This is a genomic window from Haliea sp. E1-2-M8 (genome assembly GCF_030649675.1).
GTDB lineage: Bacteria > Pseudomonadota > Gammaproteobacteria > Pseudomonadales > Halieaceae > Haliea.
Window position 1 is genome coordinate 1 of the sequence record NZ_JAUTDR010000022.1, and the last position, 21,951, is coordinate 21,951.

General features: G+C 63.9%; 19 protein-coding genes and 1 tRNA gene. 7 read left to right on the plus strand and 13 right to left on the minus strand.

The window, feature by feature from the left end; genetic code table 11:
• Positions 1-80: 80 nt before the first annotated feature.
• From Q6D67_RS16455 to Q6D67_RS16465, 3 genes are all read right to left on the minus strand, one after another.
• Positions 81-157 (minus strand) — tRNA-Arg (locus tag Q6D67_RS16455).
• A 65-nt stretch (positions 158-222) separates the two neighbouring features.
• Positions 223-1,911 (minus strand): FAD-binding oxidoreductase, encoded by a 1,689-nt coding sequence (locus Q6D67_RS16460; RefSeq protein ID WP_304706764.1) that lies wholly within the window; start codon positions 1,909-1,911, stop codon positions 223-225.
• 11 nt (positions 1,912-1,922) lie between these two features.
• The gene (locus Q6D67_RS16465; protein ID WP_304706765.1) at positions 1,923-2,330 is read right to left on the minus strand and encodes a hypothetical protein; all 408 of its coding nucleotides are present in this window, start codon (positions 2,328-2,330) and stop codon (positions 1,923-1,925) included.
• 134 nt (positions 2,331-2,464) lie between these two features.
• Here Q6D67_RS16465 and Q6D67_RS16470 point away from each other — a divergent pair, with 134 nt between their 5' ends.
• Positions 2,465-3,556, plus strand: coding sequence for a CNNM domain-containing protein (locus Q6D67_RS16470; RefSeq protein ID WP_304706766.1), 1,092 nt, complete (start codon positions 2,465-2,467; stop codon positions 3,554-3,556).
• An 88-nt stretch (positions 3,557-3,644) separates the two neighbouring features.
• Here Q6D67_RS16470 and Q6D67_RS16475 read toward each other — a convergent pair whose 3' ends face one another.
• The 7 genes from Q6D67_RS16475 to Q6D67_RS16505 form a co-directional block, all read right to left on the minus strand.
• On the minus strand, positions 3,645-4,010 hold the full coding sequence (locus tag Q6D67_RS16475) for a hypothetical protein (protein ID WP_304706767.1): 366 nt from the start codon (positions 4,008-4,010) through the stop codon (positions 3,645-3,647).
• 130 nt (positions 4,011-4,140) lie between these two features.
• The gene (locus tag Q6D67_RS16480; protein ID WP_304706768.1) at positions 4,141-4,569 is read right to left on the minus strand and encodes a group 1 truncated hemoglobin; all 429 of its coding nucleotides are present in this window, start codon (positions 4,567-4,569) and stop codon (positions 4,141-4,143) included.
• A 9-nt stretch (positions 4,570-4,578) separates the two neighbouring features.
• Positions 4,579-5,409: a DUF3034 family protein gene (locus Q6D67_RS16485; protein WP_304706769.1), complete on the minus strand. Its 831-nt coding sequence runs from the start codon at positions 5,407-5,409 to the stop codon at positions 4,579-4,581.
• Complete coding sequence (locus Q6D67_RS16490) at positions 5,402-7,756, minus strand: bifunctional diguanylate cyclase/phosphodiesterase (RefSeq protein WP_304706819.1); 2,355 nt, start codon at positions 7,754-7,756, stop codon at positions 5,402-5,404. The genes Q6D67_RS16485 and Q6D67_RS16490 overlap by 8 nt, the downstream gene beginning before the upstream one ends.
• The gene (locus Q6D67_RS16495) at positions 7,734-8,420 is read right to left on the minus strand and encodes a methylamine utilization protein (RefSeq protein WP_304706770.1); all 687 of its coding nucleotides are present in this window, start codon (positions 8,418-8,420) and stop codon (positions 7,734-7,736) included. Before Q6D67_RS16495 ends, Q6D67_RS16490 begins: the two co-directional genes overlap by 23 nt.
• Before the next feature lie 41 nt (positions 8,421-8,461).
• Complete coding sequence (locus tag Q6D67_RS16500) at positions 8,462-9,661, minus strand: pyridoxal phosphate-dependent aminotransferase (protein ID WP_304706771.1); 1,200 nt, start codon at positions 9,659-9,661, stop codon at positions 8,462-8,464.
• Positions 9,658-11,052 (minus strand): amidase, encoded by a 1,395-nt coding sequence (locus Q6D67_RS16505; protein ID WP_304706772.1) that lies wholly within the window; start codon positions 11,050-11,052, stop codon positions 9,658-9,660. The genes Q6D67_RS16500 and Q6D67_RS16505 overlap by 4 nt, the downstream gene beginning before the upstream one ends.
• A gap of 502 nt (positions 11,053-11,554) precedes the next feature.
• Between Q6D67_RS16505 and Q6D67_RS16510 the strand changes: the two genes are divergently transcribed.
• The 5 genes from Q6D67_RS16510 (at position 11,555) to Q6D67_RS16530 (ending at position 15,622) form a co-directional block, all read left to right on the plus strand.
• Positions 11,555-12,778, plus strand: a complete 1,224-nt coding sequence (locus Q6D67_RS16510; protein WP_304706773.1) for an acyl-CoA dehydrogenase family protein — start codon at positions 11,555-11,557, stop codon at positions 12,776-12,778.
• Positions 12,771-13,169 carry an HIT family protein gene (locus Q6D67_RS16515; protein ID WP_304706774.1) on the plus strand — a complete coding sequence of 133 codons (399 nt, stop codon included), beginning with the start codon at positions 12,771-12,773 and terminating at the stop codon, positions 13,167-13,169. Before Q6D67_RS16510 ends, Q6D67_RS16515 begins: the two co-directional genes overlap by 8 nt.
• On the plus strand, positions 13,159-13,896 hold the full coding sequence (locus tag Q6D67_RS16520) for an SDR family NAD(P)-dependent oxidoreductase (protein ID WP_304706775.1): 738 nt from the start codon (positions 13,159-13,161) through the stop codon (positions 13,894-13,896). The genes Q6D67_RS16515 and Q6D67_RS16520 overlap by 11 nt, the downstream gene beginning before the upstream one ends.
• A gap of 54 nt (positions 13,897-13,950) precedes the next feature.
• Complete coding sequence (locus Q6D67_RS16525; protein ID WP_304706776.1) at positions 13,951-14,583, plus strand: glutathione S-transferase family protein; 633 nt, start codon at positions 13,951-13,953, stop codon at positions 14,581-14,583.
• Positions 14,584-14,791: 208 nt separating this feature from the next.
• A complete protein-coding gene (locus Q6D67_RS16530) occupies positions 14,792-15,622 on the plus strand; it encodes an HAD family hydrolase (protein WP_304706777.1) in 831 nt (276 codons plus the stop codon).
• On the opposite strand, the gene Q6D67_RS16535 is transcribed toward Q6D67_RS16530, so the two are convergent.
• The 3 genes from Q6D67_RS16535 to Q6D67_RS16545 form a co-directional block, all read right to left on the minus strand.
• Positions 15,619-16,266: a hypothetical protein gene (locus Q6D67_RS16535; RefSeq protein WP_304706778.1), complete on the minus strand. Its 648-nt coding sequence runs from the start codon at positions 16,264-16,266 to the stop codon at positions 15,619-15,621. The two genes, Q6D67_RS16530 and Q6D67_RS16535, sit on opposite strands and share 4 nt — an antisense overlap.
• Before the next feature lie 51 nt (positions 16,267-16,317).
• Complete coding sequence (locus Q6D67_RS16540; protein WP_304706779.1) at positions 16,318-18,321, minus strand: serine/threonine-protein kinase; 2,004 nt, start codon at positions 18,319-18,321, stop codon at positions 16,318-16,320.
• A gap of 93 nt (positions 18,322-18,414) precedes the next feature.
• On the minus strand, positions 18,415-20,097 hold the full coding sequence (locus Q6D67_RS16545; RefSeq protein WP_304706780.1) for a cation:proton antiporter: 1,683 nt from the start codon (positions 20,095-20,097) through the stop codon (positions 18,415-18,417).
• A gap of 82 nt (positions 20,098-20,179) precedes the next feature.
• On the opposite strand from Q6D67_RS16545, the gene Q6D67_RS16550 reads away from it, so the two are divergent.
• Positions 20,180-21,946 carry a lyase gene (locus Q6D67_RS16550; protein WP_304706781.1) on the plus strand — a complete coding sequence of 589 codons (1,767 nt, stop codon included), beginning with the start codon at positions 20,180-20,182 and terminating at the stop codon, positions 21,944-21,946.
• Positions 21,947-21,951 lie beyond the last annotated feature (5 nt).

The following is a 21,951-nucleotide window of genomic DNA, read 5'->3' on the forward strand; positions in this document are numbered from 1 at the left end:
CAATCCATTTCTACCGGAACTGTAAACCATGTGTCCGGTATGATCTGTAAAGGATGTCTCCGGTACAGACCACGAGTTTTTGGCGCGCCTGGCACGATTCGAACGTGCGACCGCCTGGTTCGTAGCCAGGTACTCTATCCAGCTGAGCTACAGGCGCGTTGAGGGGCCGTACTATAGGTAGCGAATCCTTGTTAGTCAAGGGCTTGCAGGGCAAAAATCCGGTCAGGCGCCCAGTACGCCGCCGCCAACAGCGCCCCGCCCCGGGGTATCCACCAGTACGCCCGGATTCATCATGCCGCGGGGGTCCAGCACCGCCCGGGCGCCGGCAAACGCGGCCTGGAACAGGGGCGGCACCTGGCGGTCGTAGCCCTGTGGGCGGTGGTCCCGGCCCACCGCGTGGTGGTGGGTTACCGTACCGCCGAGGGCGGTGACAGCCTCGTTGGCCGCCAGCTTGATCTGGCGCCAGCGGCCGAGCATCGCGGCCATGTCGCCGCTGCCGGTGCCGCGCGCGTAGAAGGTGAAATAGGGTGCCGGGCCGTCCGGGTAGACATGAGTGAAGCGGCAGCTGAGCATGCCCTCGGCACCGGTTGCCTCCCGGATCGCGCGGCCGACGGCTTCCTGTACACCTTGGTAAAGCGCCTCGAACCGGTCCCAGGTAATCGCGGTTTCGAAGGTATCCGCAATCACCCCGCGCGGAGTCAGGTAGTTGCGATAGTAGGGTGCGCGCAGGAACTGGTTGCGCCAGGCTCCGGCCTCACCCTGGCGGTGTTCGCCCTCCTCTGCGCCAGCGCTGCGCAGGGAGCGCTGCGCCGCTTCCCGATCCCACTCACCGCCGTGGTCGGCCATCAGTTCCAGCGCCCGGGTCAGCCAGGCATCCAGCGGATGGTCCGCGGACTCAAATGCCAGCACCAGCACCGCACTGGTGCCGTCGCCGACACCGTTGATCAGCGCCTCAACCGGATCCAGCAAGCGGCAATTGCTGGGGAACAGTGCGGCCTGGCTGATGGCGCGCACAGCGCTGCAGGCGCTGGTCATATCGGCAAAGCGGACACTGGCGGAGGCGCGGAACCGCGGCCGGTCCTGTACCCGCATCCAGGCCCGGGTGATCAGGCCCAGGGTGCCCTCGGAACCGAGCAGCATCCGGTCCGGCGAGGGCCCGGCGCCAGAGCCCGGCAGCCGCCGGCTTTCCAGCAGGCCACTGGGCGTCAGCATGCGGATGCTCTCGACAAAGTCGTCGATGTGGGTGTACTGGGTGGCGTAGTGGCCCCCGGCGCGGGTGGCGATCCAGCCGCCGAGGGTGGAAAACTGGAAACTCTGGGGAAAGTGGCGCAGGGTCAATTGGTGCGGCTTCAGCGCGGCTTCCAGTTCCGGACCGAGGGCGCCGCCTTCAATCAGCGCGGCGCGGCTACTGCGGTCGAGTTCCAGCACCCGGTTCAGATATTGCAGGTCGATGGAGAGCACCAGCCCATAGTCGCCCTGCACCGCCGTTTCCACCCCGCCGCAAACGCTGGTACCGCCGCCGAAGGGAATCACCGCGGCTGCGGCACTGTCCGCCCAGGCCAGCAGACCCTCGAGCTGGGCTTCGTCCCGCGGGAAGGCCACCCAGTCCGGCGGCCGCGGCACGGCGCGCTGCAACATGCGCACCCCGTCGGCGAAGGACTTGCCGTAGGCGTGGGTCAGGCGATCATACGGTGTTGCGGAGCAGATCGACGCCAGCGCAACCGGCGGCCGGCCGCGGGGGGCAGGCAGCGAAAACTCTTCCAGCCGCGGCGCCGTGACGGCGGCGGAACCCCCGGTGGTCAGGGCGACCAGCTCCGTCAGCCGGGTCTCCTCAGCGGGGGCCAGCTCCTCGTCCACATAACCCCAGCCCCAGAAACGCAGCTCCCGGCGGTGGGCGAGTGACTCAGGCATCGGCACGCCTGCTAGCGGGTGAAGCCGGTTGCGGAATCCATGTACAGGCGCAGTGGCAGGCTGCCATCGTCGCGCAGGTGGATAATCAGACCGTAGTGGTCGTTGTCGTAATCCGCCACCCACTCGTAGCGGAAGTCAGGCAGGATGTCCACCGCTTCGGGCCGGCGGCCGATGACGCGCACCTCTTCCAGCCCGTCAGAGGCCACCCCGACTCGCTCCTTCGGTATTGCGAGGGTGATTTTGCGTTCGCCTTCCATCGCGCCGGGTTCCACCTTGTGCACTGCAGCACCGGACTCCGGGTCCAGGTGGCCCTTGACCAGTTCCAGCCAGCCGGTTTCGGAACTCACGGGCTGTGCCAGCGCGGCGGGCGCAATCGCAATGGCGGCGCAAAAACAGAGGCTACGGGCGAGACGTGACATGGTATTCTCCAGTATCGTGCGATCAGGGTTGCGGTGCCGCAATCCAGCGATGATAGCGCAGTTTTTCCAGTACTGCAGATCCCGCGTACCTATCGCCAAATTCTGGCACCAGAATCGGAGCACAAGCACCCGCCATGGGCCTACTGCTACTCGCCATCTTCCTGGCCATCGCCATTTCCTTTGTCTGCTCGATCGCCGAGGCGGTGCTGCTCAGCGTGACCACCGCGTATACCAGGGTTCTGGAGCAGGAAGGGAGCCCTGCAGGGCGCCGTCTGCGGCTGTTGAAGCAGGATGTGGACCGCCCCCTGTCCGCGATCCTCACTCTGAACACCATTGCCCATACGGCCGGTGCCACGGTCGCTGGCGCCCAGGCCGCAATCGTGTTGGGGAGCAATATGCTGGGGGTGTTCTCCGCGGTTCTGACCTTCCTGATCCTGGTGTTCTCGGAAATCATCCCGAAAACCCTGGGCGCCTATTACTGGCGCCAGCTGGCACCGGTGGTCGCCATTCTGCTGCAGGGCATGATTATTCTGCTCTATCCCTTCGTGCTGATGTCCAACTGGCTGACCAGCCTGATTGCGCGCGGCAAACCCATCCGCGGCCTGAGCCGCGAGGAATTCGTGGTAATGGCGGAACTGGGTGAGATCGAGGGTGAACTGGCCGACAATGAGTCGCGCATCCTGCTCAACCTGCTGTCCCTGCGGGATCAGACCGTGAGCTCGGTGATGACACCGCGGCCGGTTCTGTTCAGCCTGCCACAGGACCTGCCGGTGGAGGAATTTTTCAATAAGCACGGCGACCAGCCCTACTCACGAATCCCCATCTACGGTGACAACCAGGACGAGGTTACCGGCTTTGTCCTGCGCGGTGAGTTGATGCAGGCTCAGGCCAAGGGTGAGGTGGACAGGACCCTCCGCGAGTTCCGCCGCCAGTTGCCGGCGCTGGTCGGCGCCATCGATTTGCTGCGGGCCTTCGAGGAACTACTGGCGAAGGACACGCACATGATGCTGGTAGTGGATGAATACGGCGGCGTCGACGGGGTCATCACCCTGGAGGATATTGTCGAAACGCTGGTAGGCAGGGAAATCGTCGATGAAATTGACCGCACTGCGGATCTGCAAAAGCTGGCGCGCAGACTGGGCGAGCACAGAAACCGGCAGCTGGGGATAACGTCAGCGACTTCACCCAAGGTTGAGCCCCCAGAACCGCCGGCGGACTCCGCTTGAAGTGGCAAGCCGCACGCAAACGCAGCCGGATATAACCGGGCAACGCTCGCCCCAAAAACTTTCGTTCTGGTGAGCGTTGCCCCGTGAGCTACTGGTTGTTTACGGAATCGTCGACGGCGTCCTCAGCATCGTCCGCCATTTGCCCTGCCTCATGCTCGGCATCTTCCATCGCCTGCTTGGACTCGTGCATCATGTCTTCGCCGGCCTGCTTGCTGTCATGCATGGCATCGTCCACGGCGTCAGTAGCATCGTCCCAGGTGTCGCCGGCTGCATCCATGGCGTCATCAGCCGCTGCAGACAATGAACTGCCAGCTTCTTCGGCTTTTTCGCCCATGGTGCTCACGGCATCGGAAGCGGACTCCTGTGCTTCCTGGGTGTCGTCTTTGCTGCAAGCCGCAAGACCCAAAGTCATCAGCGCTGCCAGTACTGCGCCCGTTATTTTTTTCGTACTCATACAATGACCCCTTTAAATTGGTTGTATCGTCGTGTCCCGAGAGGACGCTTTGAGACTACACAGCAATGCGTTTGGAGTAAAGTGGCAGCCTGGCAGCCTGGCAGCCGGGCAGCCGGGCCGCCGCAGCCGTTCAGCCCGCGACAATATCGGCGTGCATCCTGGCGAGGCGCTGCAGCAGCGCATTCTGGGCACCCACCGGGACACCTTCGCGCTCCATGGCCCGGATCAGGTCGTCGACCAGGCTGTTGAACTGGGCCGAAGTGATCCCGAGCCGGCGGTGGGTCTCGGTCATGGAATCGCCGCTGTAACGACAGGGGCCATCGGCAACCTCGCACAGCTGTTCCACCAGCTTGTTGCGGAAGCGCTCGATGTCAGTATCCGCAAACAGCGGCAGCACCAGCGGATCTTCGGCGATTTCCCAGAGCAGGCCGGCGACGATACGATCGACACCCGGCATGCCACCCAGGCGTTCGAACAGGGTGCGCTCGCCGGGAGCCACGGTGCCACAAGCGACCAGCGCCAGAGTCGCCAACAACAGCAGCGTGCGTACTACCCACATGGGCTTCTCCTAGCGGTTCAACTGCAGCGACAGATACCAGCCACCCTGCCCGGGCAAGCCGGCAATGCTGCCGAGATCGGTCCAGGCCAGCACTGCGGCAAAGCGCTTGCCGGGAAACCAGCCCACAAACACATCCGACCAGTCGTCTTCCGCCACCGCAGCGAGATTGTCGGGTTTCTGCCGGTACTCCACGCCCAAAACCCACTGCCGGTTGAGAAAAATTCCGGCAGAGGCTTCCAGCTCCAGCTCCCGCTCGTCGCCAAAACCCAGCAAACCTGTCTGGTGAGCAGAAGTTGAACGCAGGGTAATGTTAGCAAACAGATTGCGCCCAAGCAGACCGTTGAGCCACAGCTTGCTGGCGGCCAGATACATATCCACACCGCTGTCCGCAGACGCGCCCAGCGCGGTCGGCACCGCCATGTCGCGGTTGCGCTTGTACTGCATACCCAGGCTCAACTGGGGCAGGCGGTTGTACACCAGGTCCCCCGCGAGCCGGACTTTGGCGCCGAACACATCCTGGCTTATGGTAAGATCCAGCGGCTCCACCTCCAGATGCTGGCGACTGGCGCTGAACTCCAGCCGGTTCTCGACGCCGACACTCACCGAGCGCACGTCGAGCTGGAAGTCATCGACACCGACCCGCGTGAGGGACGCTGCGCCGCCCCACTCGCCGCTGTCGCCATAACCGCTGATCACCGCCCAGGGCACAATGCCGCCGCCGGTCTGGCCCTCGAAGCTGGTCGCTCCCCCGGTTGCCAGCAGCTTGCTGTTTGCCAGGGTTACCGCGGGGAGGCACAGACACAGCAGGGCCGCGAGGCCGCTTCGAATCCACTCAGGCATGCTGCTCCTCCGCCAGCGCCCGCACCTGGGGCGGGGGTTCGGCCAGCCAAACCTGCAGGGCCGCGGCCGTCATCGGGCGGGCCAGGTAGTAGCCCTGCACCGAATCGCAACCCATCTCCTGCAGCAGCCGCAGGGAGGCGAGATTCTCCACCCCTTCAGCCACTACCTTGAGACCCAGGTAGTGGGCCATCTCGATCGTGGAGCGGACAATTTTCTGGTCGTCACTGTCCTGGTCCAGGCGCAGAATCAGACTCTTGTCGATCTTCAGTTCCTGCACCGGCAACATCTTGAGCTGGGCCAGGGAGGAGAAACCGGTACCGAAATCGTCGATCGCCAGGCGGATGCCGGCGATTTCAAATTCGCGGATGTTGGCCAGGGCAACGTCCATATCGGCCATCATCATGGTTTCCGTCACCTCGATGATTATCGCCGAGCTGTCGAGGCCCGAAGCCTGCAGGGAGTCGATGGCGTGGCGCACAAATCCTGCCTGCAGGATGTCAGCCCCGGAGAGATTGACACAGACGGCGAGCTCAATGCCGGCACGCTCCCAGTCCTGCAGCTGTCGCAATACCTGTTTCAACACAATCACGCTGATGTCGGTGATGATCCCGGTCTGCTCGGCGACCGGGATGAATTCATCGGGAAAGACTTCGCCCAGCTCGGGGTCGGTCCAGCGCATCAGTGCCTCGACCTGCCCTACCCGGTGTGCACCGAGGTCGTACTTGGGTTGGTAGAACACGGTAAAGTTCTCAGCCTCCACTGCGGCCTGCAGGCGGTGGGCCAGGGTAATCTGGCGCAGGTGTATTTCATCCTGGCCGATCTGATAAACGGACCAGCCCTCACTGGCGCTGCGGGCGTAGCCCAATGCAATCTGCGCCCGGCGCAGCAATTCGTCAAATTGCTGCCCATGCTGGGGCGCGAATACAAAACCCATCAGCGGCTCCAGGCGTACGGGCACACCATCAATCAGCAGCGGCGCGGCAAAGTCACCGCGCAGCTTCAGCACCACGGTATCCACCCCGGCGTGTGTGAGGTCATCGAAAAACAGCAGGATCTGCGAGTCCGCGACTCTGGCCGCGATGTCGCCGCGGCGCAGGCTGGCATTGATACGCTCGGCAATTTGCTGCAGGACGCTATCGCTGAACCCGCTGCCGTAGAGGTCAGTAAGCTGTTGCAGATTCTCCAGCTCCAGCAGCCCCATCGCGAACTGATTGCGCTGGGGGCTCTCGCTCAGCCGATTGTTGAACACCGAGTTGATGTAATAGCGATTGGGGAGCTGCGTCAGCATATCGTGCTGGGCCTGGTGGCGGATGCGCGCTTCCCGCTCGGACACGGTGTCCTGCATCAAATTGAGAGTATCGGCAAGCATGCCAAACTCCGCGCCCGCCGCCAGATCGATTCGCCGCGAGTAGTTGCCGTCAGTAATGCGGCGGGCGGCGTTGACGAGCGTATAGATCGGCTGGGTGACGCTGCGGGCAATCACCAGTGCGGTCAAGCCGGCCAGGCCCAGCGCAACAAAACCGATGATCAGCATTTGCTGACGCAGGGGCTGATAATTGTTCAGCGCCTGCTGCAGGGACTGCGACAACAATGCCACCAGTTGGTGCCCGTCTTCCTGCAGCAGGTCGACCTCCCGGCTCAGCCAACGCTGCTGCGAGAGACTGCCGGCAAGCTGCACTGCCATGTCGGATGAGGAATCGCGAGGCTGCAGACCACCTGTGAGGCTGGCCGGCAGGGTGGACTGCAGCAGCCTGGCACTGCGCCCGGCAGCGTAGCCCACCAGGGTGATATCGGCATTGGTAATGGACCGCAGCTCTTCCAGCATGGAGCTGTCGACCGCCGTGCCGAGCCCGACCCAGCCCAGCAGGTCCGGCGCCTGCACGGGCACCAGTACCAACTGAAACGGTTGCTCGTCGAGCAGGACCAAAGTGGCGGCGGCCTGGGTACTGCCAGCCTCTACCACGGCGCGCGCGCTGTCGGGCAAGCGCTCGATCGGGTGGGTGCTCAGCAGCACCTCGCCCTCCCGGGACAACATGAGCACGAAGTCCGCGTTGATGCGCTCGCCGTGGTTGGCGAGCGCGCTGAGCATGGTGGCCTCCTCCCCCGTGGCCAGCGCACGCTTGAACGCGAAATCTCCGGCCACCAGCTCGGCACGGTTGCGCAGCTGCTCCCGGTCGTCCTGCAACAGGGAGCGAAACACCCGTTCCACGACCTGAAGCTCGGCACGCACGATATCTTCCACGGCATTGGTCGAGGCGCGCATGACCGCAAGCAGACTGCTCGCCAGCGTTACCGCGAGCAGGCCCACAATGAGCAGCAGGAGCTTATTGCGGAAGCTGGTTCGCATCACGGGCAAAGCGCTTCAGCAGGCTCTCCAGTTCAGCATTGCTCTTGCTCACCTGTGGATCCTCCCAGGCCAGGGGCAAATCCACGGCGAGGGTGGCACCGGGTGGCGCGGCCAGCGGCACAGCCATGGCGGCGTCCAGCTGGGGATGCCAGACTTGCAGCACCGTGGCGGGCTGCGCACCATCCCAGCTCAGGGTGGCGCGCCCCCGGGCATCGCTGACCACAGCGGTGGCGTCGGTACTGACATAGAGATAGGCCTTCATGCTGTCGTGGATATTGCAACCCAGGGTGACAATACCGGGATTGTTGAAAGCCACGGGCGGCGCATCATTGGCGCGGAACAGCTTGAGCTCGAAACTGTTGCCTTCGGAAAACGAGTAGACGTGGTGCCGGGTATCGTCACTGTTGGGAAAATTGACCTCGGTGCCGGGGCTGATGGCGCTGACATGGGGCAAGAAGCGCCGTTCGCGCTGGTCCACGGAAGCTCCCTGCAGCGGTGGCGCGGGCGCCGATTCGACCCCGGGCAGCGTGAGCACGGCAAACGGGACCGGCTTGCCATCGCTGCCGGTCAGCTGTACCGACAGTGTCTCCGCCACTACCAGCGGCACGGACCCCAGGAGCACCACCGCCAAACCAAGAGTTGTTGCCCCCAACACTTTACCCACGTCGCCCACCTGCAGCTGATAAACGAGAGACTATACCCGAGTCAGGCGAAATCCTGCTTTTCCATCCACGGGATCATACGCTCAAAAGCCGCTTCGATCCGGTCGATGGAAGTTGAGTAGCTGATCCGCAGGGCGTTGCCGCAGGAATCGCCAAAGGTTTGCCCGGGAATCGTGCAGACACCGGTTTCCCTGAGCAGGCGCAGCGCCACGTTGTTGCCATTAATGCCCTCTGGCAGCGAGGGAAACATGTAGAACGCACCCTCCGGCCTGTAGCCTGTCAGGTACGGGGTCTGGTCAACGAGCTCCATCACCCGGTCCCGGCGGCGGCTGTACTCCGCCAGCATGTTATTGACGAAAGTACGCTCGCCCTTGAGCGCCGCCACCCCCGCCCACTGACAGGGCGTATTGGCCACGGTAGTGGTGAACATGTGGTAGCGGCGCAGTTTCCTGATCGCGCCCTGGCTTGCAATCAGCCAGCCAATCCGCATGCCGGCCATGCTGAAAGTCTTGGAAAAACTGCTGACCACCATCACATGGTCCAGGTCCGAGCAGCAGGACAGGACGCTGGGGAAGGTCTTGCCGTCGTACACCAGATGATCATAGACCTCGTCGCTGATCACGTAGATGCCGCGATAGGCGGCCTCCTCGACGATGGCTTCGATGGTCTCCCGCGGATACACCGTGCCAGTGGGATTGCTGGGAGAATTCAGCACCACGGCGCAGGTATTCTGGTCCATGGCGTCGATCACTTCCTGCGGATCGAGCTGATGATTGTTTTCGGCGCGGGTGGCAATGCTCTTGACGGTGCCGCCGTTCATGCGGATCAGCGGCGCATACAGCATGAAGGCAGGGTCCGGCACGATAAACTCCCGGCCCGGGGCCGAGGTGGAGGTCAGGGCCAGATAGATGGCTTCAGTGGCGCCGGTGGTGACCAGGATATTCTCCGGCAGGAGGGCGCGCTGGTAGCGTTCCCCGTAGTATTCCGCCAGTGCCTCCAGCAGTTCGGGTAGCCCCGCATCCATGGTGTACCCGGTCTGACCGGCATGCAACGCATCCACGGTGGCATCGACCACATGGCGTGGTGCCAGCAGGTCGGGTTGGCCAATGGACAGGTGAATGACATCGTCCATGGTCGATGCCAGGTTGACCATCTTGCGGATACCCGGCATCGGAATGGCCAGTAGCGCCGGATTCCAGATCGGGTCCTCGGACTCGTAAAAATCAATATCCATGTCGCTCATGGCAGAGTCCTCGCCTGGGGGGCAGCCTGCTGGTAGGCATGGCCCGCGCGCAGGGCAACAGCATCGTTGTAGCGGGCGGCCACCAGTTGCAGGCCGATGGGAAGGCCCTCGCGACAGAAGCCGCAGGGCACGCTCAGGGCCGGTTGTCCGGTCATGTTGAACGGGTAGGTAAAGGGCGTCCAGGTGGGCCAGCGGGTGCTGGGCCAATCTTCGGGCACCTCGCGGTTTAAGCCGAACGCCGTGAGCGGCAGGGTCGGGGTCAGCAGCAGATCGTATTTCAGGTGAAACTGCGCCATCCGCTCGCAGAGCTGGCCGCGCTCATCGTTGGCGGCAAGGAAATCCAGCACGGTGAGCCGGGACGCCTTGTCCGCAACCTTGACCAGCTGCGGGTCCATCAGCTCCCGCTTGCGGGTACCGATGTCGCGCAGGGCATGGGCGGTACCGCTGTAGAACAGGTGACCGAAGGCGCCGAGTGGATCACTGAAGCTGGGGTCGACCTCGGTAACCGTCGCCCCGAGATCCCGCAGCACCGCGGCGGCAGCTGCGACCGCGCGCACTATCTCGGGACTCACGTCGACATGGCCGAGGTTGGGACTGAACGCGATCTTCATCCCCCTGACGCCAGCGCCGAGGTCCGCCAGGTAATCAATACCCCGCCGCGGCACCGCGTGCACATCGCGCACATCCGGCTCGGACAGGACGTTCATGAGCAGCGCGCAATCCTCCACCGTGCGCGCCATGGGGCCGGCGTGAGCCAGGGTACCAAACGGAGTGCGCGGCCAGTGGGGAACCTCGCCGAAGGAGGGCTTGAAACCGACAACGCCACAGAACGCCGCCGGAATACGAATGGAGCCACCGGCATCGGTGCCCAGAGCCAGCGGCGCCATATTCGCGGCCAGTGCCGCCGCCGAGCCACCGCTGGAACCGCCCGCCGTGCGCTGGTGGTCCCAGGGGTTGCAGGTGGTGCCGTGCAGGGGGCCGTCCGTCACCGCCTTCCAGCCAAATTCCGGTGTGGTGGTCTTGCCCAGGGGGACGTAGCCGTGGCGGTCCAGCGCCGCCACTGCCGGCGCCGACTTGCCCAGATGCAGGTTGGGATCGACGGTCTTCGAGCCGCGGGTGGTGGGCCACATGGGGGTCAGGAACAGATCCTTGATCGCGACTGGCACACCATCCAAAATGCCCTTGGGCTCGCCGCGGCGGTAACGTTGCTCGGACTCCTCGGCGCTGCGCAGGGTGATTTCGGGATCCACCAGGCAGAACGCATTGATATCGGCATCGATTTCTTCGATTCGGCCCAGGGCGGCAGTGGCGACCTCCACCGGAGAGAGCTCGCCTAGCCTGTACTTTTGCAGCAGCGCTATGGCACTCAGCGCGTTGATGGACTCACTCATGAATGGCTCCTGTGCGACCCCGCACACTACTCAGCGGCGGTTGTGGCTGTCAACTGTACTTGGCCGCAATGTGCAGTTGGTCTCGCGGCCGGTGCGTCGCGCCTAATACCGCTTCGTTCTGTTGGCAGCCTGGCGGCTGCTGCGTCGCTCCGCCACGGGTAGGCTGGTGACCAGGCACGTTGTCGAGCGGAACGGAACAAAGGACCAGAGACCAGTGGGCAAGATCCAGCTCGGAATGCCTCGCCTGACCGTCACTGAGACAAAGTCGATAGTGACCGACCCCTGCACCAAGCGTGGATTCGGAGCCCCCGGTTCCCGGAGCGACGCCGCGGTCGCCAGGCCGCCACTCGAACGCAGCGTCCGGGTCGCGCAGCGCCATAGCGACGCTGCGGCCGCCAGGCCGCCTCGCAAACGAAGCAGTCAGGAGTCGGAAATGCGATTTCCGTCGCTCCCCGGCACCGGCTACACTGTGCGCCTCGGAAAATGAGCCCAGGAGAACGCCGTGTACAGCTTCAGTCCCCAGTCCATCGCCTACCAGGAACGCCTCCAGGCTTTCATGGCGGAGCACATATACCCCAACGAAACCGCCTATGCCGAGCAGCTGCACCACGCGGCTTCGCGCTTTGCCGCCCTGCCGCTGATGGACGAGCTGAAAGAGAAGGCGCAGGCGGCCGGGCTGTGGAACCTGTTCATCTCGCCCCACGAGGCTGAGTTCGCCGACCACGACGGTTTCAGCAACCTCGACTACGCGCCGCTGGCGGAAATGATGGGCCGGGTGCTGTGGTCGCCGGAGGTGTTCAACTGCAACGCCCCGGATACCGGCAATATGGAAGTGCTGATGCGCTACGGCAATGCCGAGCAGCAGGAACGCTGGCTGCGGCCGTTGCTGGCGGGCGAGATCCGCTCGTCCTATGCCATGACCGAGCCCCAGGTTGCGTCCTCCGACGCCACCAACGTCGAACTGCGCATTGAGCAGGACGGGGATGACTGGGTGCTGAACGGTCGCAAGTGGTTCATTACCAGCGCCATGTATGAACGCACGCAGATTTTCATCGTCATGGGCAAGTCGGACCCGGACAACCCCAACCGGCACCTGCAGCAGAGCCAGATCCTGGTGCCGAAGGACACTCCGGGGCTGACCATGGTGCGCCCGCTTTCGACCCTGGGTTACGACGACGCCCCCCTGGGCCATGCGGAAATCCTGTTCGAGAACGTGCGGGTGCCCGCCGGCAATATGCTGCTGGGCGCGGGCCGCGGTTTCGAGATTGCCCAGGGGCGCCTGGGGCCGGGCCGCATCCACCACTGCATGCGCCTGATTGGCGCCGCCCAGCGCTCGCTGGAACTGGCCTGCGAACGGGCCGAGAGCCGCACCACGTTTGGCCGCAAGCTGAGCCAGCACCAGTCCGTACGCGAGGACCTGTCGCGCTGCTTCTCGGAAATCGAGATGGGCCGGCTGCTGTTGCTGAAAACCTGCCACAAGATGGACGAGTTGACGCCCCAGGGCGCGCTGGACTATATCGCCGCGGCCAAGAGCACGGTGCCACTGCTGATGCAGAATGTAATCGACCGCTGCATGCAGATCCACGGCGCCGGTGGCCTCACCGAGGACTACATGATGGCAGAGGCCTTCAACTACGCGCGCTGGTGCCGCCAGGCGGACGGCCCGGACCAGGTCCACCAGATGGCCCTGGGGAAGATGGTGATCAAGCGCTACACCGATGCCTGAGCTACATCCGCAGCTGCTGGCCGATTGCCATCGCCTGGGCGCGATGGCGAGCGGCGAGCTGTTACTGTCGCGCAATGGCGGCCTGCACTGGTTTATCCTGGTGCCGGATACCGAGATGGCGGATCTGCTGGACCTGCCACCCCCACAGTTGCAGCAGGTACTCGCTGACTGCCAGCGGCTGTCCCACTGGCTGAAGCAGGTGCAGGGCTACCCCAAGGTCAATTTTGCGGCGCTGGGGAATGTGGTGCCGCAGATGCACCTGCACGTTGTCGGCCGCAGTGAAGACGATCGCTGCTGGCCGCAGCCGATCTGGGGCAATCTGCCGCCCGGTCCAGTATGGCAACCCGTTGTGCTGGACCTCATCAAACGAGAACTCGGGCTTGACCACTGAAAACGTCGCACTGGTCATCGGAGCCTCGGGCGGCATCGCTACGGCGGTGGCGCGGCAGCTGCTGGATGATGCGCGCTACAGCACCGTGTTCTGTGTCAGCCGCGCCACCACCCCGCCGGCAGCGTTGGCCGGAGCGCTGCGCCTGAACTGGCTACCCTGCAGTGGCACAGCCGCTGACATTGCCGCGGTGCGAGCACAACTGGACGATGCTGTCGGCCGGCTGGCCCGGGTGGTGATCTGCAGCGGCATCCTCCACGACGGCGACCAGGGCCCGGAAAAATCCCTGGAACAGCTGGACCCGGCCTGGATGCAGGAACTGTTCAACGCCAACAGCATCACCCCGATGCTGTGGTTGCAGGCCCTGGCGAAGGGCCTGGGGCGCAAGCAGGACTGTGTGATCGCCGCCCTGAGCGCGCGGGTGGGCAGTATTGGCGACAACAGGCTGGGCGGCTGGTACGGCTACCGCGCCTCCAAGGCCGCTCTCAACATGCTTTTGCAAACCGCCGCGGTGGAACTGGCCCGGCGCGCACCCGGGACCAAGCTCATCGCCTTCCACCCCGGCACCACCGACACGCCGCTGTCGAAGCCTTTCCAGAGCGGCGTGCCGGAGGGGAAACTGTTCAGCCCCGATTTCGTCGCCGGCAGGCTGCTGGCAATCATGGACGCGGCCAGGGCGGACGGTACGCTGTCCTACCTGGACTGGGACGGGCAGACGATCACCTGGTAATGGCGTGCTATCCTGCAACCATCGCCGATAACAACCACCAAAGGGAGTTCCACCATGCTCGTCGTCCACCACCTCAACAACTCGCGCTCCCAGCGCGTCCTCTGGCTGCTGGAAGAGCTGGAGCTGCCCTACAAGATCGTGCGCTACCAGCGCGACGCCGAAACCAATCTCGCGCCCCCGGACCTGGAGGCAGTGCACCCGCTGGGCAAGTCGCCCCTGCTTGGCGACGGCGACCGGGTGATCATCGAATCCGGCGCCATCATCGACTATGTGCTGCGCCGCCACGGCGGTGGCCGCCTGCTGCCCAAAGCGGGCAGCGACGAGCACGAGCAGTACCTGCAGTGGCTGCACTACGCCGAGGGTAGCGCCATGCTGCCGTTGATGCTGCGCATGTACACGTCGCGCCTGCCGGACCAGGGCGCTGCGCTGCAGCCGCGGATCAACGACGAACTGGAACGCCATCTCGGCTACATCGATGCGGCGCTGGAAGGGGTCGAGTGGCTGGTTGGCAACAGTTTCTCCGGCGCCGATATCCAGCTCTCCTTTGTCGCTGAAATCGCGCCCCTGCTGCACACGCTGGAGCCCTACCCCAACCTGGCGGCTTTCCGCGACCGCATCCACGCCCGCCCGGCCTACAAGCGCGCCCTGGAGCAGGGCGGCGAATACGCGTTCGGCCCCGCCAGCTAAACGAACTACGCTCCCGGGAGCCAGCGGTGCGTCGCGGCTCTCTTGAGTACAGCCCACTGCAAAAACCGCCAGCGTCAGCAGCAGCCAGCGGCCCCAGTGCCCCGATCCTGTCGACTTGAATGTCACTGCGTTCTCGACCTCCACCCGGCGAACCGCTATCCTCCAAGCTTGCCTGCAAGACCTTCCCTGACACAAGTCTGGAGTCATTTTGGAACTGGTTGTTTTCGATCTCGACGGTACCCTGCTCAACAGCCGCTCACATATCAGCGACTACACCCGGGACACCCTGCACCTGCTGGCGCAAAACGGCATCGCCTATACCGTGGCGACCGGGCGCACCCTGCATGCGGCGCGCGATATTCTGGAGGGGCACAGCTTTACCCTGCCACAGGTCTACAAGAACGGCGCCATGATCTGGTGCCCGCAGGCGGCGGACTACAGCCATACCACCTTCCTGACCCAGGGCGAAATCGAGCGCGTCCTGACGGTCGTCATGGAGCAGGATGTGACGCCCTTTATCTTTACCCTCGCACCCGGCAACTATCACGCCATCTACCACACTCCGCTGCGCAACGACGTGGAGCGACGCCTGGCGGCGGCGTTCAACAAGCGCTCCGAGGTGGATGTACTGCCCGCGGAGATGATGCCGGCGGATGCGGACATCACCAACGTCAGCGCCCTCGGCAAGCCTGCCGCCATCGCGGCGGTCGCGCGGATGGTGGAGGGTGCGGACAATCTCGTGGCCTACAGCGGCGATGCGCTGGAGGGCTCGGCACTGAAGTGGATCGACGTTCATCACATCAATGCCAGCAAGGGCAACGCCGTGACGCAGTTAAAGGAGGATCTGGGGGTAAGCAGGGTGCTGTGCTTTGGCGACAGCGACAACGACCTCAGCATGTTCGCCCTGGCCGATGAGTCCTATGCCCCGGACAACGCCAAACCCTATGTCAAGGATGTGGCGACCGCGGTAATCGGCCACCACGACGAGGATGGCATCGCACGCTTCCTGCGCCAGCGCTTCGAGCTGCCGGAGAACTAGTAGCCGGCCTGCGCCAGCTGTATTGCGCCGCTGACATCCACCTGCAGCACCAGCTGCAGCCCGTGCCTCTGGTCACCGACCTGCTCGCCATTCAGCAGCAGATGGGTGCTCACCGGATAGACACCCTGGGGCAGACCCTCGGGCAACTTGAAAGTGAACTCACTGGTGAAGGCACCACCGTTGGCGGTGCTGGACCCCGGCGCCTTGGTCATGCTGTTGAGGGCGACACTGTTGTCGTCGTTATCCCAGATGGTCATTTTTTCTTCGATATTGGCGCCGGTACCGCTGGTCCCCGGCACAACCTCGATGTGGGATTTGACCCGCACCTCGGTGCCCGGACGCACGGATGTTCCCGGCAGAACCTCGCTGCGGTAGGCGCTCACCTTGGGGTTGACCGGCAGGCTGCCGGTCTCCTTCTCGAATTCAGAAGACACTTCGCGGTCTGACTTCACCTGCACGGTGGTGTAGCCAATGATCATGTTGCGCACCGTGTCACGGGTGGTCTGGATCACCACATCCTTGGCGGTATTCTCCGCAGTGCGCTGTACGGAATCCACCAGGTCCTTGAAAAAGTTGGCCTGGCTGGCATTGGCAACACCCAGGCCGAGACCGATGGTGATGGCAACTCTGGTAAGCGTTTTCATTGTGTGTCTCCTCGCAGCCGGCTGGACTGCTGTTATGACTGCAACCATAGCCTATTGTATGGAAATATTCATTTTCGCCTTGTTCTGCGCCCCGTCCGCCTTCTGGATCAGGGCGCTGGCGCCCGGATGCCGCGGGATGATGGCCAGTGCGGATTCTGACTTGGCAATGGTGCAACTGTAGTTCTTGCGCTGGAAACAATCCTCGGCCTCTTGCAGGAAAGCGGCCACGGTTTGCTCGCGAAAGCGCTGCTGTTCCCGACCGGCGGCGGCTGCCTGCTCCAGTTCCAGCGCGCCGGCATTGCCGGGGTCTGCCGATTTGAGCTGAGCGGCCCGGTCGTCGGCGCAGGCGAAGTCGTTCATCCGCAGGCAGGCGCGGCCTTCCGCCAACAGCAGCCCCAGGCGCTCCTCGCGATCACGGGCGGCCGCCATCAGCGCCTCGGCCATGCCGTCCACCTGGCGCTGGGTCTCCGCAAGTTCCCCGGGCTCGGCTCCGGCTTCGCGGGCGCTGGCCAGGCCTGCCCGGGCGCAGTCGATATCATCCCCCGCGATACAGGCGCTCGCCTCCTGCAGGTGCCTGGCAATCGTCTGGCGAGCGACTTCCCGGTCCACCCGCTGCAGCAGCAGAATAGCCTGGGCCTGACCCGGCACCAGATCCAGCAGGGCGCGCAGCCGGCTGCCGGCGCAGTCGTAATCGGCCGCCTCAAAGCAGGCCTCGGCATCGGCCAACCGGGTGCTGACCAGTTGCTCCTGTTGGGCCTCTGCCTGGGCCTCCTCCGCCGCTGCCAGCAACTGGCCAGCCTCGGAATTCTGCGGCGCCAGGCTGCGTACCACCAGCGCATTCTCGATCGCGCACTTGTAGTCGTCGCTGTAGAAACAATCCTTGGCAACCTGCATCCGGCTGTCGATCGCCCGCTGTTGCTCCTCCTCGGCCTGAAGTTGCTGGTAGTACAACCAGCCACCGGCGGCGACTACCAGCACCAGCCCCAGCGCAACGATTGCCTTGATGTTACCGCCGCGCTTCGCTGGCAGCATGGCATTGCGAAAGGCGTCAATGGTTGCCGGGCGTCGGCTCTTCTCCGGACTCAGGGCCGCGCTGAGGGCCTGCCATTCACGGTTGTTGAGCAGCGCCGGACGCGCCGGCTTCATGTTTGCCGCCAGCGCGTCCGCCGCGCTCTTGCGGTCGTAGGGGTGTTCACCTGTGAGCATGATGTAGAGCACACAGGCCAGGGCATAGACGTCATCGCTGAAACTGGGCGGCTCCCCCCTGGCCATCTCCACGGTGGCGTAGGCGGGTGTCAGCGCGCCCAGGTCGCCGGCGTCATAGTCGTGGCTGACCGCGCTTTTGTTGGCGGCCCGGGCGATGCCGAAATCCAGGATCTTTACCGTGCCGCCGGTGGTGACAAAAATATTGCCGGGCTTGAAGTCGGAGTGGATCAGGCCGCGCTTGTGGGCGTAGTCCAGGCCGGAGCAGAGATCGTTGAAGTAGCGCATCGCCACTTCCTTGCTGAACGGCGCTTCCAGCCGCAGCAGGCTGTCCAGCGGGTCGCCCTTGAGCAGCTCCATGGTCATGAAAATGGTGGCGCCGTCACGGTCGAAGTCGTGCACGGTGACGATGTTCGGATGCGCCAGCTTCTGCGACTTCACCGCCTCCTGCTGCAGGGAGACAAACGCCTGGGGATGATCCTTGAAATTTTGCCCCAGGACCTTGACCGCAATATAGGGGTTGCGGTCCTCCGCTTCGACCTTGCGCAGGTCGCGGGCCTTGTACACCAGCCCCATGCCGCCCTCGCCCAGCACATCTTCCAGCACGAAGCGTTTTTTCAGCAGGCGGCCGCTTTCGGAGCGCGCCTTTTGCGCCAGCTGGCGGGCCTGGTCAAATCCGGCCGAGGTCTGGGTGGCACTCTGGTACTCGGTGTAGTCGCCCGCCGGGGCCTCGGGCTCCGGTGCCTGTTCACCCGGGAGCGAACCCTCTGGATTGATCTCGGTGGCATCGGCGTCTGGCGTCCCGGCCCTCTTGCCGGAATCTGGATCCTGCCTGTTGTCACTGTCTCCCAAACTGCACGCTCCCCTGTTACTGCTTTCGGCCACTTGGCGGGCCAATAATTGAGTGAGTATAGATTTATGCCGCGCAGGCTGCTACCACCCGTATCAGGGCCGCATGTTTGCCACCAGCTTGGCGACCGCAAGCTCGGCCGCGTCGGTAAACGGAGACAGCACCAGGTCTGCGCCCTTGTCGTGGAGGCCCTCAATATCCTGGCTGTAATGCGACGCCAGCGCGATCCGGCCCTCGAACTGGCGGCCCCTGAGGCCGTTGAGAATCAGCAGCCGCGGGTCTTCATGGGTGACGCCAAGATCGTGCTGGGGCAAGGCACAGACGACCCACTTGACGCCCTGCAGCGGCAGGCTGGCCATGAACTCCGGGTCTGCGGCATCGCCATAAAGCGCCTGCTTGCCCCAGTCCCGAAACCGGCGCACGACCTCGGGGTTGAAATCCACCCCCAGCACGCTGTAACCCTGTTCTTCGAGAAAGCGGCTGATGGCCATGCCGTAGCGCCCGAGGCCAAACACCACGACATCGTAGCCGCGGTCGTCGACCTCCTGGTCCGCCAACGAGGCCTCCCGCTGGGGGTTGTCACGCTCGAAGATTCCCAGCACCGGCTCCAGCAACCGGTACAGCAGATGCGACCAGGTGATCATGTACACGGACAAGGCGATGGTGATCAGGCCGACCAGGGTCACCAGGCCCAGCGCCTCGGCATCCACATGCCCCAGGGTCATCCCCATGGCCATGAAAATCAGGGAAAACTCGCTGATCTGGGCGACGGTCAGACCTGCCAGAAAACCGGTGCGTTTGCGATAGCCCAGCACACCCATGATCACCATTACGATCAGCGGGTTGCCTACCAGGACGAATAACGAGAAGACCAGTGCCGGACCAATCTGGGCACCCAGCAGGCTGAGGTCCAGCTGGGTCCCGAGGGATATGAAGAAAAACAGCAGCAGGAAATCGCGCAGGGACCCCAGCCGCGCCACGATCGCCTCGCGATAGGGGGTGGAGGCCAGGGAAATGCCCGCCAGCAGGCCGCCCAGCTCCTTGCTGAAACCGAGGTAGTGGCCCGCCGCCGCCAGCAGCGCGGCCCAGGCAATGGCAAAGGTGACCATAAGCTCCTGCGAGTGCGCGATGCGCCCCACCAGCGGTGTCGCCAGGTAGCGAATAAACAGCAGCACCAACAGCAGCATTGCTGCGCCGTTGACCAGGATACCGGCCACCCGTGCCAGGGCGTCGCCGTTGTCGCCCTCTGTGGCGCCGATGCCGAAGGAGGACAGGACCATCATCGCCAGCACCACCACCAGGTCCTGCACGATCAGGAAGCCGATGGCGATGCGCCCGTGCAGGGAATCGACCTCGCGTTTGTCCGACAGCAGCTTGACGATAATGATGGTACTGGAAAAGGTCAGTGCCACTGCCACATAGAGCGCGGCGGTCACACTCATGCCCAGGGCCAGGGCAATCAGGAAGCCAAACAGCGAGGTGAACAGCACCTGCCCCAGCCCGGTTGCGAGGGCCACCACGCCGAGGGTGCGGACCAGCTTCAGGTCCAGCTTGAGCCCCACCAGGAACAGCAGCACGGCAATACCGAGTTCCGCCATCAGCTCGATATTGTCGTGTTCCTGCACAATATCCAGCGCCGATGGCCCGGCGAGCACGCCGACCGCGATAAAACTGACCACCATGGGTTGGCGCAGCTGCAGGCCGATAAAGCCCACAAAGGCAGCCAGTGCCAACAGGGCTGCCCATTCGTAGAAAGGTGAGCTGTTGATCAACTCCATGGCAATCATCCCTCAAGCGCCCGCTTTGTGGCAAAACCCCAAAAGTGCTACAAAGCGGTTCTGATCTCCAAAGGTGCAAACAATGACCATTAAACGGGCCGCCCTGACACTGCTTCTGCTGGTCACCAGCTACAGTCACGCGGCAAGCTTTGTCGTTACCGACCCCACTGGCGAGCCTGTCGGTCCCGCGATGATTACCGCCAGCCCGCTGACGGTGCCAGAGAGCGACCTGAGTGACAATGGCTACGCGCCCCATGGGGTCACTAATCGAGCCGCGGTTACGCTCACCCGCTTTACCGATAGCGCAGGCCGCGCCAGCTTTGCAACCAGCCTCGAAAACCACAGCATCCGGGTCCGCGCCCAGGGTTTTGTCGATGCCACCGTGACCGTTGCAGCGGAGGATGCGGAAACCGCCGTCACCCTGCAGCCCATGTCCCGCGAGCAGTTGATCGCCAGTTTCCCCTCCAACGTCTGGCTGTCACAGCTGAACTTCGGCGGCGATGCGGAACTGAAGAAGACGTTCCAGCTGAATTGCGCCTTCTGCCACCAGCAGGCCTCGCCCTTCATGCGCAACGAGCGCACAGTGGCCCAGTGGCTCAGCGTATTCGAGCGCATGAACGGCTATGGCGCAAGGCTTCCCAACGAGGACCACCAGCGCATTGCGGAGCTGCTGCAAACGGAGTTGCGGGAGCTGCGCGAGAATCCGCAACAGGTACCCGAGCCCCGGGAGTGGGAGCCCTACCTCGCGGACTACAGGATGACCGAGTGGCCCATCGGCGACGGCTTTTCGCAGATGCACGACTTCCTGCTGCACCCCAACGGCATGGTCTATGTCGGTGACAACCTGTTCGACCGCATTTATGAAGTCAACCCGGCAACCGGTGACTACACCGTGTACAAGGTGCCCCACCGGGAGGGCGACAGCGTCGGCGGCATTCTCGGCAACCGCTTCACGGTATTCCCCAAGATGGACAACACCATGGGCGTGCACTCCTTTGCCTACTCCAGACGCGACGGCAACATCTTCATCACCCCGTCCATGCAGCAGGCGCTGCTGGAGTTCAACCCGGAGACCAAGGCCTTCACCATTCACGAGATGGACGCAGGCTTCTATCCGCACACCATCCGCACCGACGACCAGGACCGGGTCTGGTTCACCCTGGCCCTGTCCTCCCAGGTGGCCCGCTTCGACCGCGACAGCGGCGAGTTCACGCTCTACGACCTCCCTGCCCGCAACATCCGTGAGTGGCTGGTGCTGAAATCCCTGCCGCTCATTTTCTGGATGGATCCGGAGCGGCGCCCGCAACCGGCGCCGGACCGCGAGGGCACGGGCCTGCCCATGCCCTATGGCATCGATGTGGCGCCGGATGGCCGGGTCTGGGTCGCGCGGCTCTATGCCAATGACCTGGCGGTCATCGACCCCGCTACCGACGAAGTGACCATGATCGACTTCCCCTTTGCGGGCCCGCGACGCCTGCGGGCAGATGCCGAGGGCAATCTGTGGATCGTCGCCTTCCAGGATTCCCTGCTGGTGAAGTACGACCCGGCGACCGCCATCTTCACCGACTACCCGCTGCCGGTGATCAACGAGATACCCTACGCTCTCAATGTCGACCGCGAACGGGGAGTGGTGTGGGTCAACGGCAACCAGTCCGACACCGTCATGAGTTTCGACATCGCCAGCGAGGCCTGGCGCGTATTCCCGATGCCGCGACAGCGCTTTTTTACCCGGGATATCGAGGTGGCGGAGGACAGCGGCGCGGTCTACACCAGCAACTCCCACTTCCCCACCTGGCAGACCGAGGGCGGCGTGCCGACGCTGCTGCGCATTACACCGCTGGCGGAGTAGTGGCA

What these genes read in the sequence shown, in the direction of transcription:
- Q6D67_RS16500 (WP_304706771.1), bottom strand. Translation starts at nt 9,661, where the DNA reads ATGAGCGACATGGATATTGATTTTTACGAGTCCGAGGACCCGATCTGG.
- Q6D67_RS16505 (WP_304706772.1), bottom strand. Translation starts at nt 11,052, where the DNA reads ATGAGTGAGTCCATCAACGCGCTGAGTGCCATAGCGCTGCTGCAAAAG.
- Q6D67_RS16470 (WP_304706766.1), top strand. Translation starts at nt 2,465, where the DNA reads ATGGGCCTACTGCTACTCGCCATCTTCCTGGCCATCGCCATTTCCTTT.
- Q6D67_RS16515 (WP_304706774.1), top strand. Translation starts at nt 12,771, where the DNA reads ATGCCTGAGCTACATCCGCAGCTGCTGGCCGATTGCCATCGCCTGGGC.
- Q6D67_RS16535 (WP_304706778.1), bottom strand. Translation starts at nt 16,266, where the DNA reads ATGAAAACGCTTACCAGAGTTGCCATCACCATCGGTCTCGGCCTGGGT.
- Q6D67_RS16480 (WP_304706768.1), bottom strand. Translation starts at nt 4,569, where the DNA reads ATGTGGGTAGTACGCACGCTGCTGTTGTTGGCGACTCTGGCGCTGGTC.
- Q6D67_RS16475 (WP_304706767.1), bottom strand. Translation starts at nt 4,010, where the DNA reads ATGAGTACGAAAAAAATAACGGGCGCAGTACTGGCAGCGCTGATGACT.
- Q6D67_RS16465 (WP_304706765.1), bottom strand. Translation starts at nt 2,330, where the DNA reads ATGTCACGTCTCGCCCGTAGCCTCTGTTTTTGCGCCGCCATTGCGATT.
- Q6D67_RS16525 (WP_304706776.1), top strand. Translation starts at nt 13,951, where the DNA reads ATGCTCGTCGTCCACCACCTCAACAACTCGCGCTCCCAGCGCGTCCTC.
- Q6D67_RS16490 (WP_304706819.1), bottom strand. Translation starts at nt 7,756, where the DNA reads ATGCGAACCAGCTTCCGCAATAAGCTCCTGCTGCTCATTGTGGGCCTG.
- Q6D67_RS16550 (WP_304706781.1), top strand. Translation starts at nt 20,180, where the DNA reads ATGACCATTAAACGGGCCGCCCTGACACTGCTTCTGCTGGTCACCAGC.
- Q6D67_RS16485 (WP_304706769.1), bottom strand. Translation starts at nt 5,409, where the DNA reads ATGCCTGAGTGGATTCGAAGCGGCCTCGCGGCCCTGCTGTGTCTGTGC.
- Q6D67_RS16545 (WP_304706780.1), bottom strand. Translation starts at nt 20,097, where the DNA reads ATGGAGTTGATCAACAGCTCACCTTTCTACGAATGGGCAGCCCTGTTG.
- Q6D67_RS16460 (WP_304706764.1), bottom strand. Translation starts at nt 1,911, where the DNA reads ATGCCTGAGTCACTCGCCCACCGCCGGGAGCTGCGTTTCTGGGGCTGG.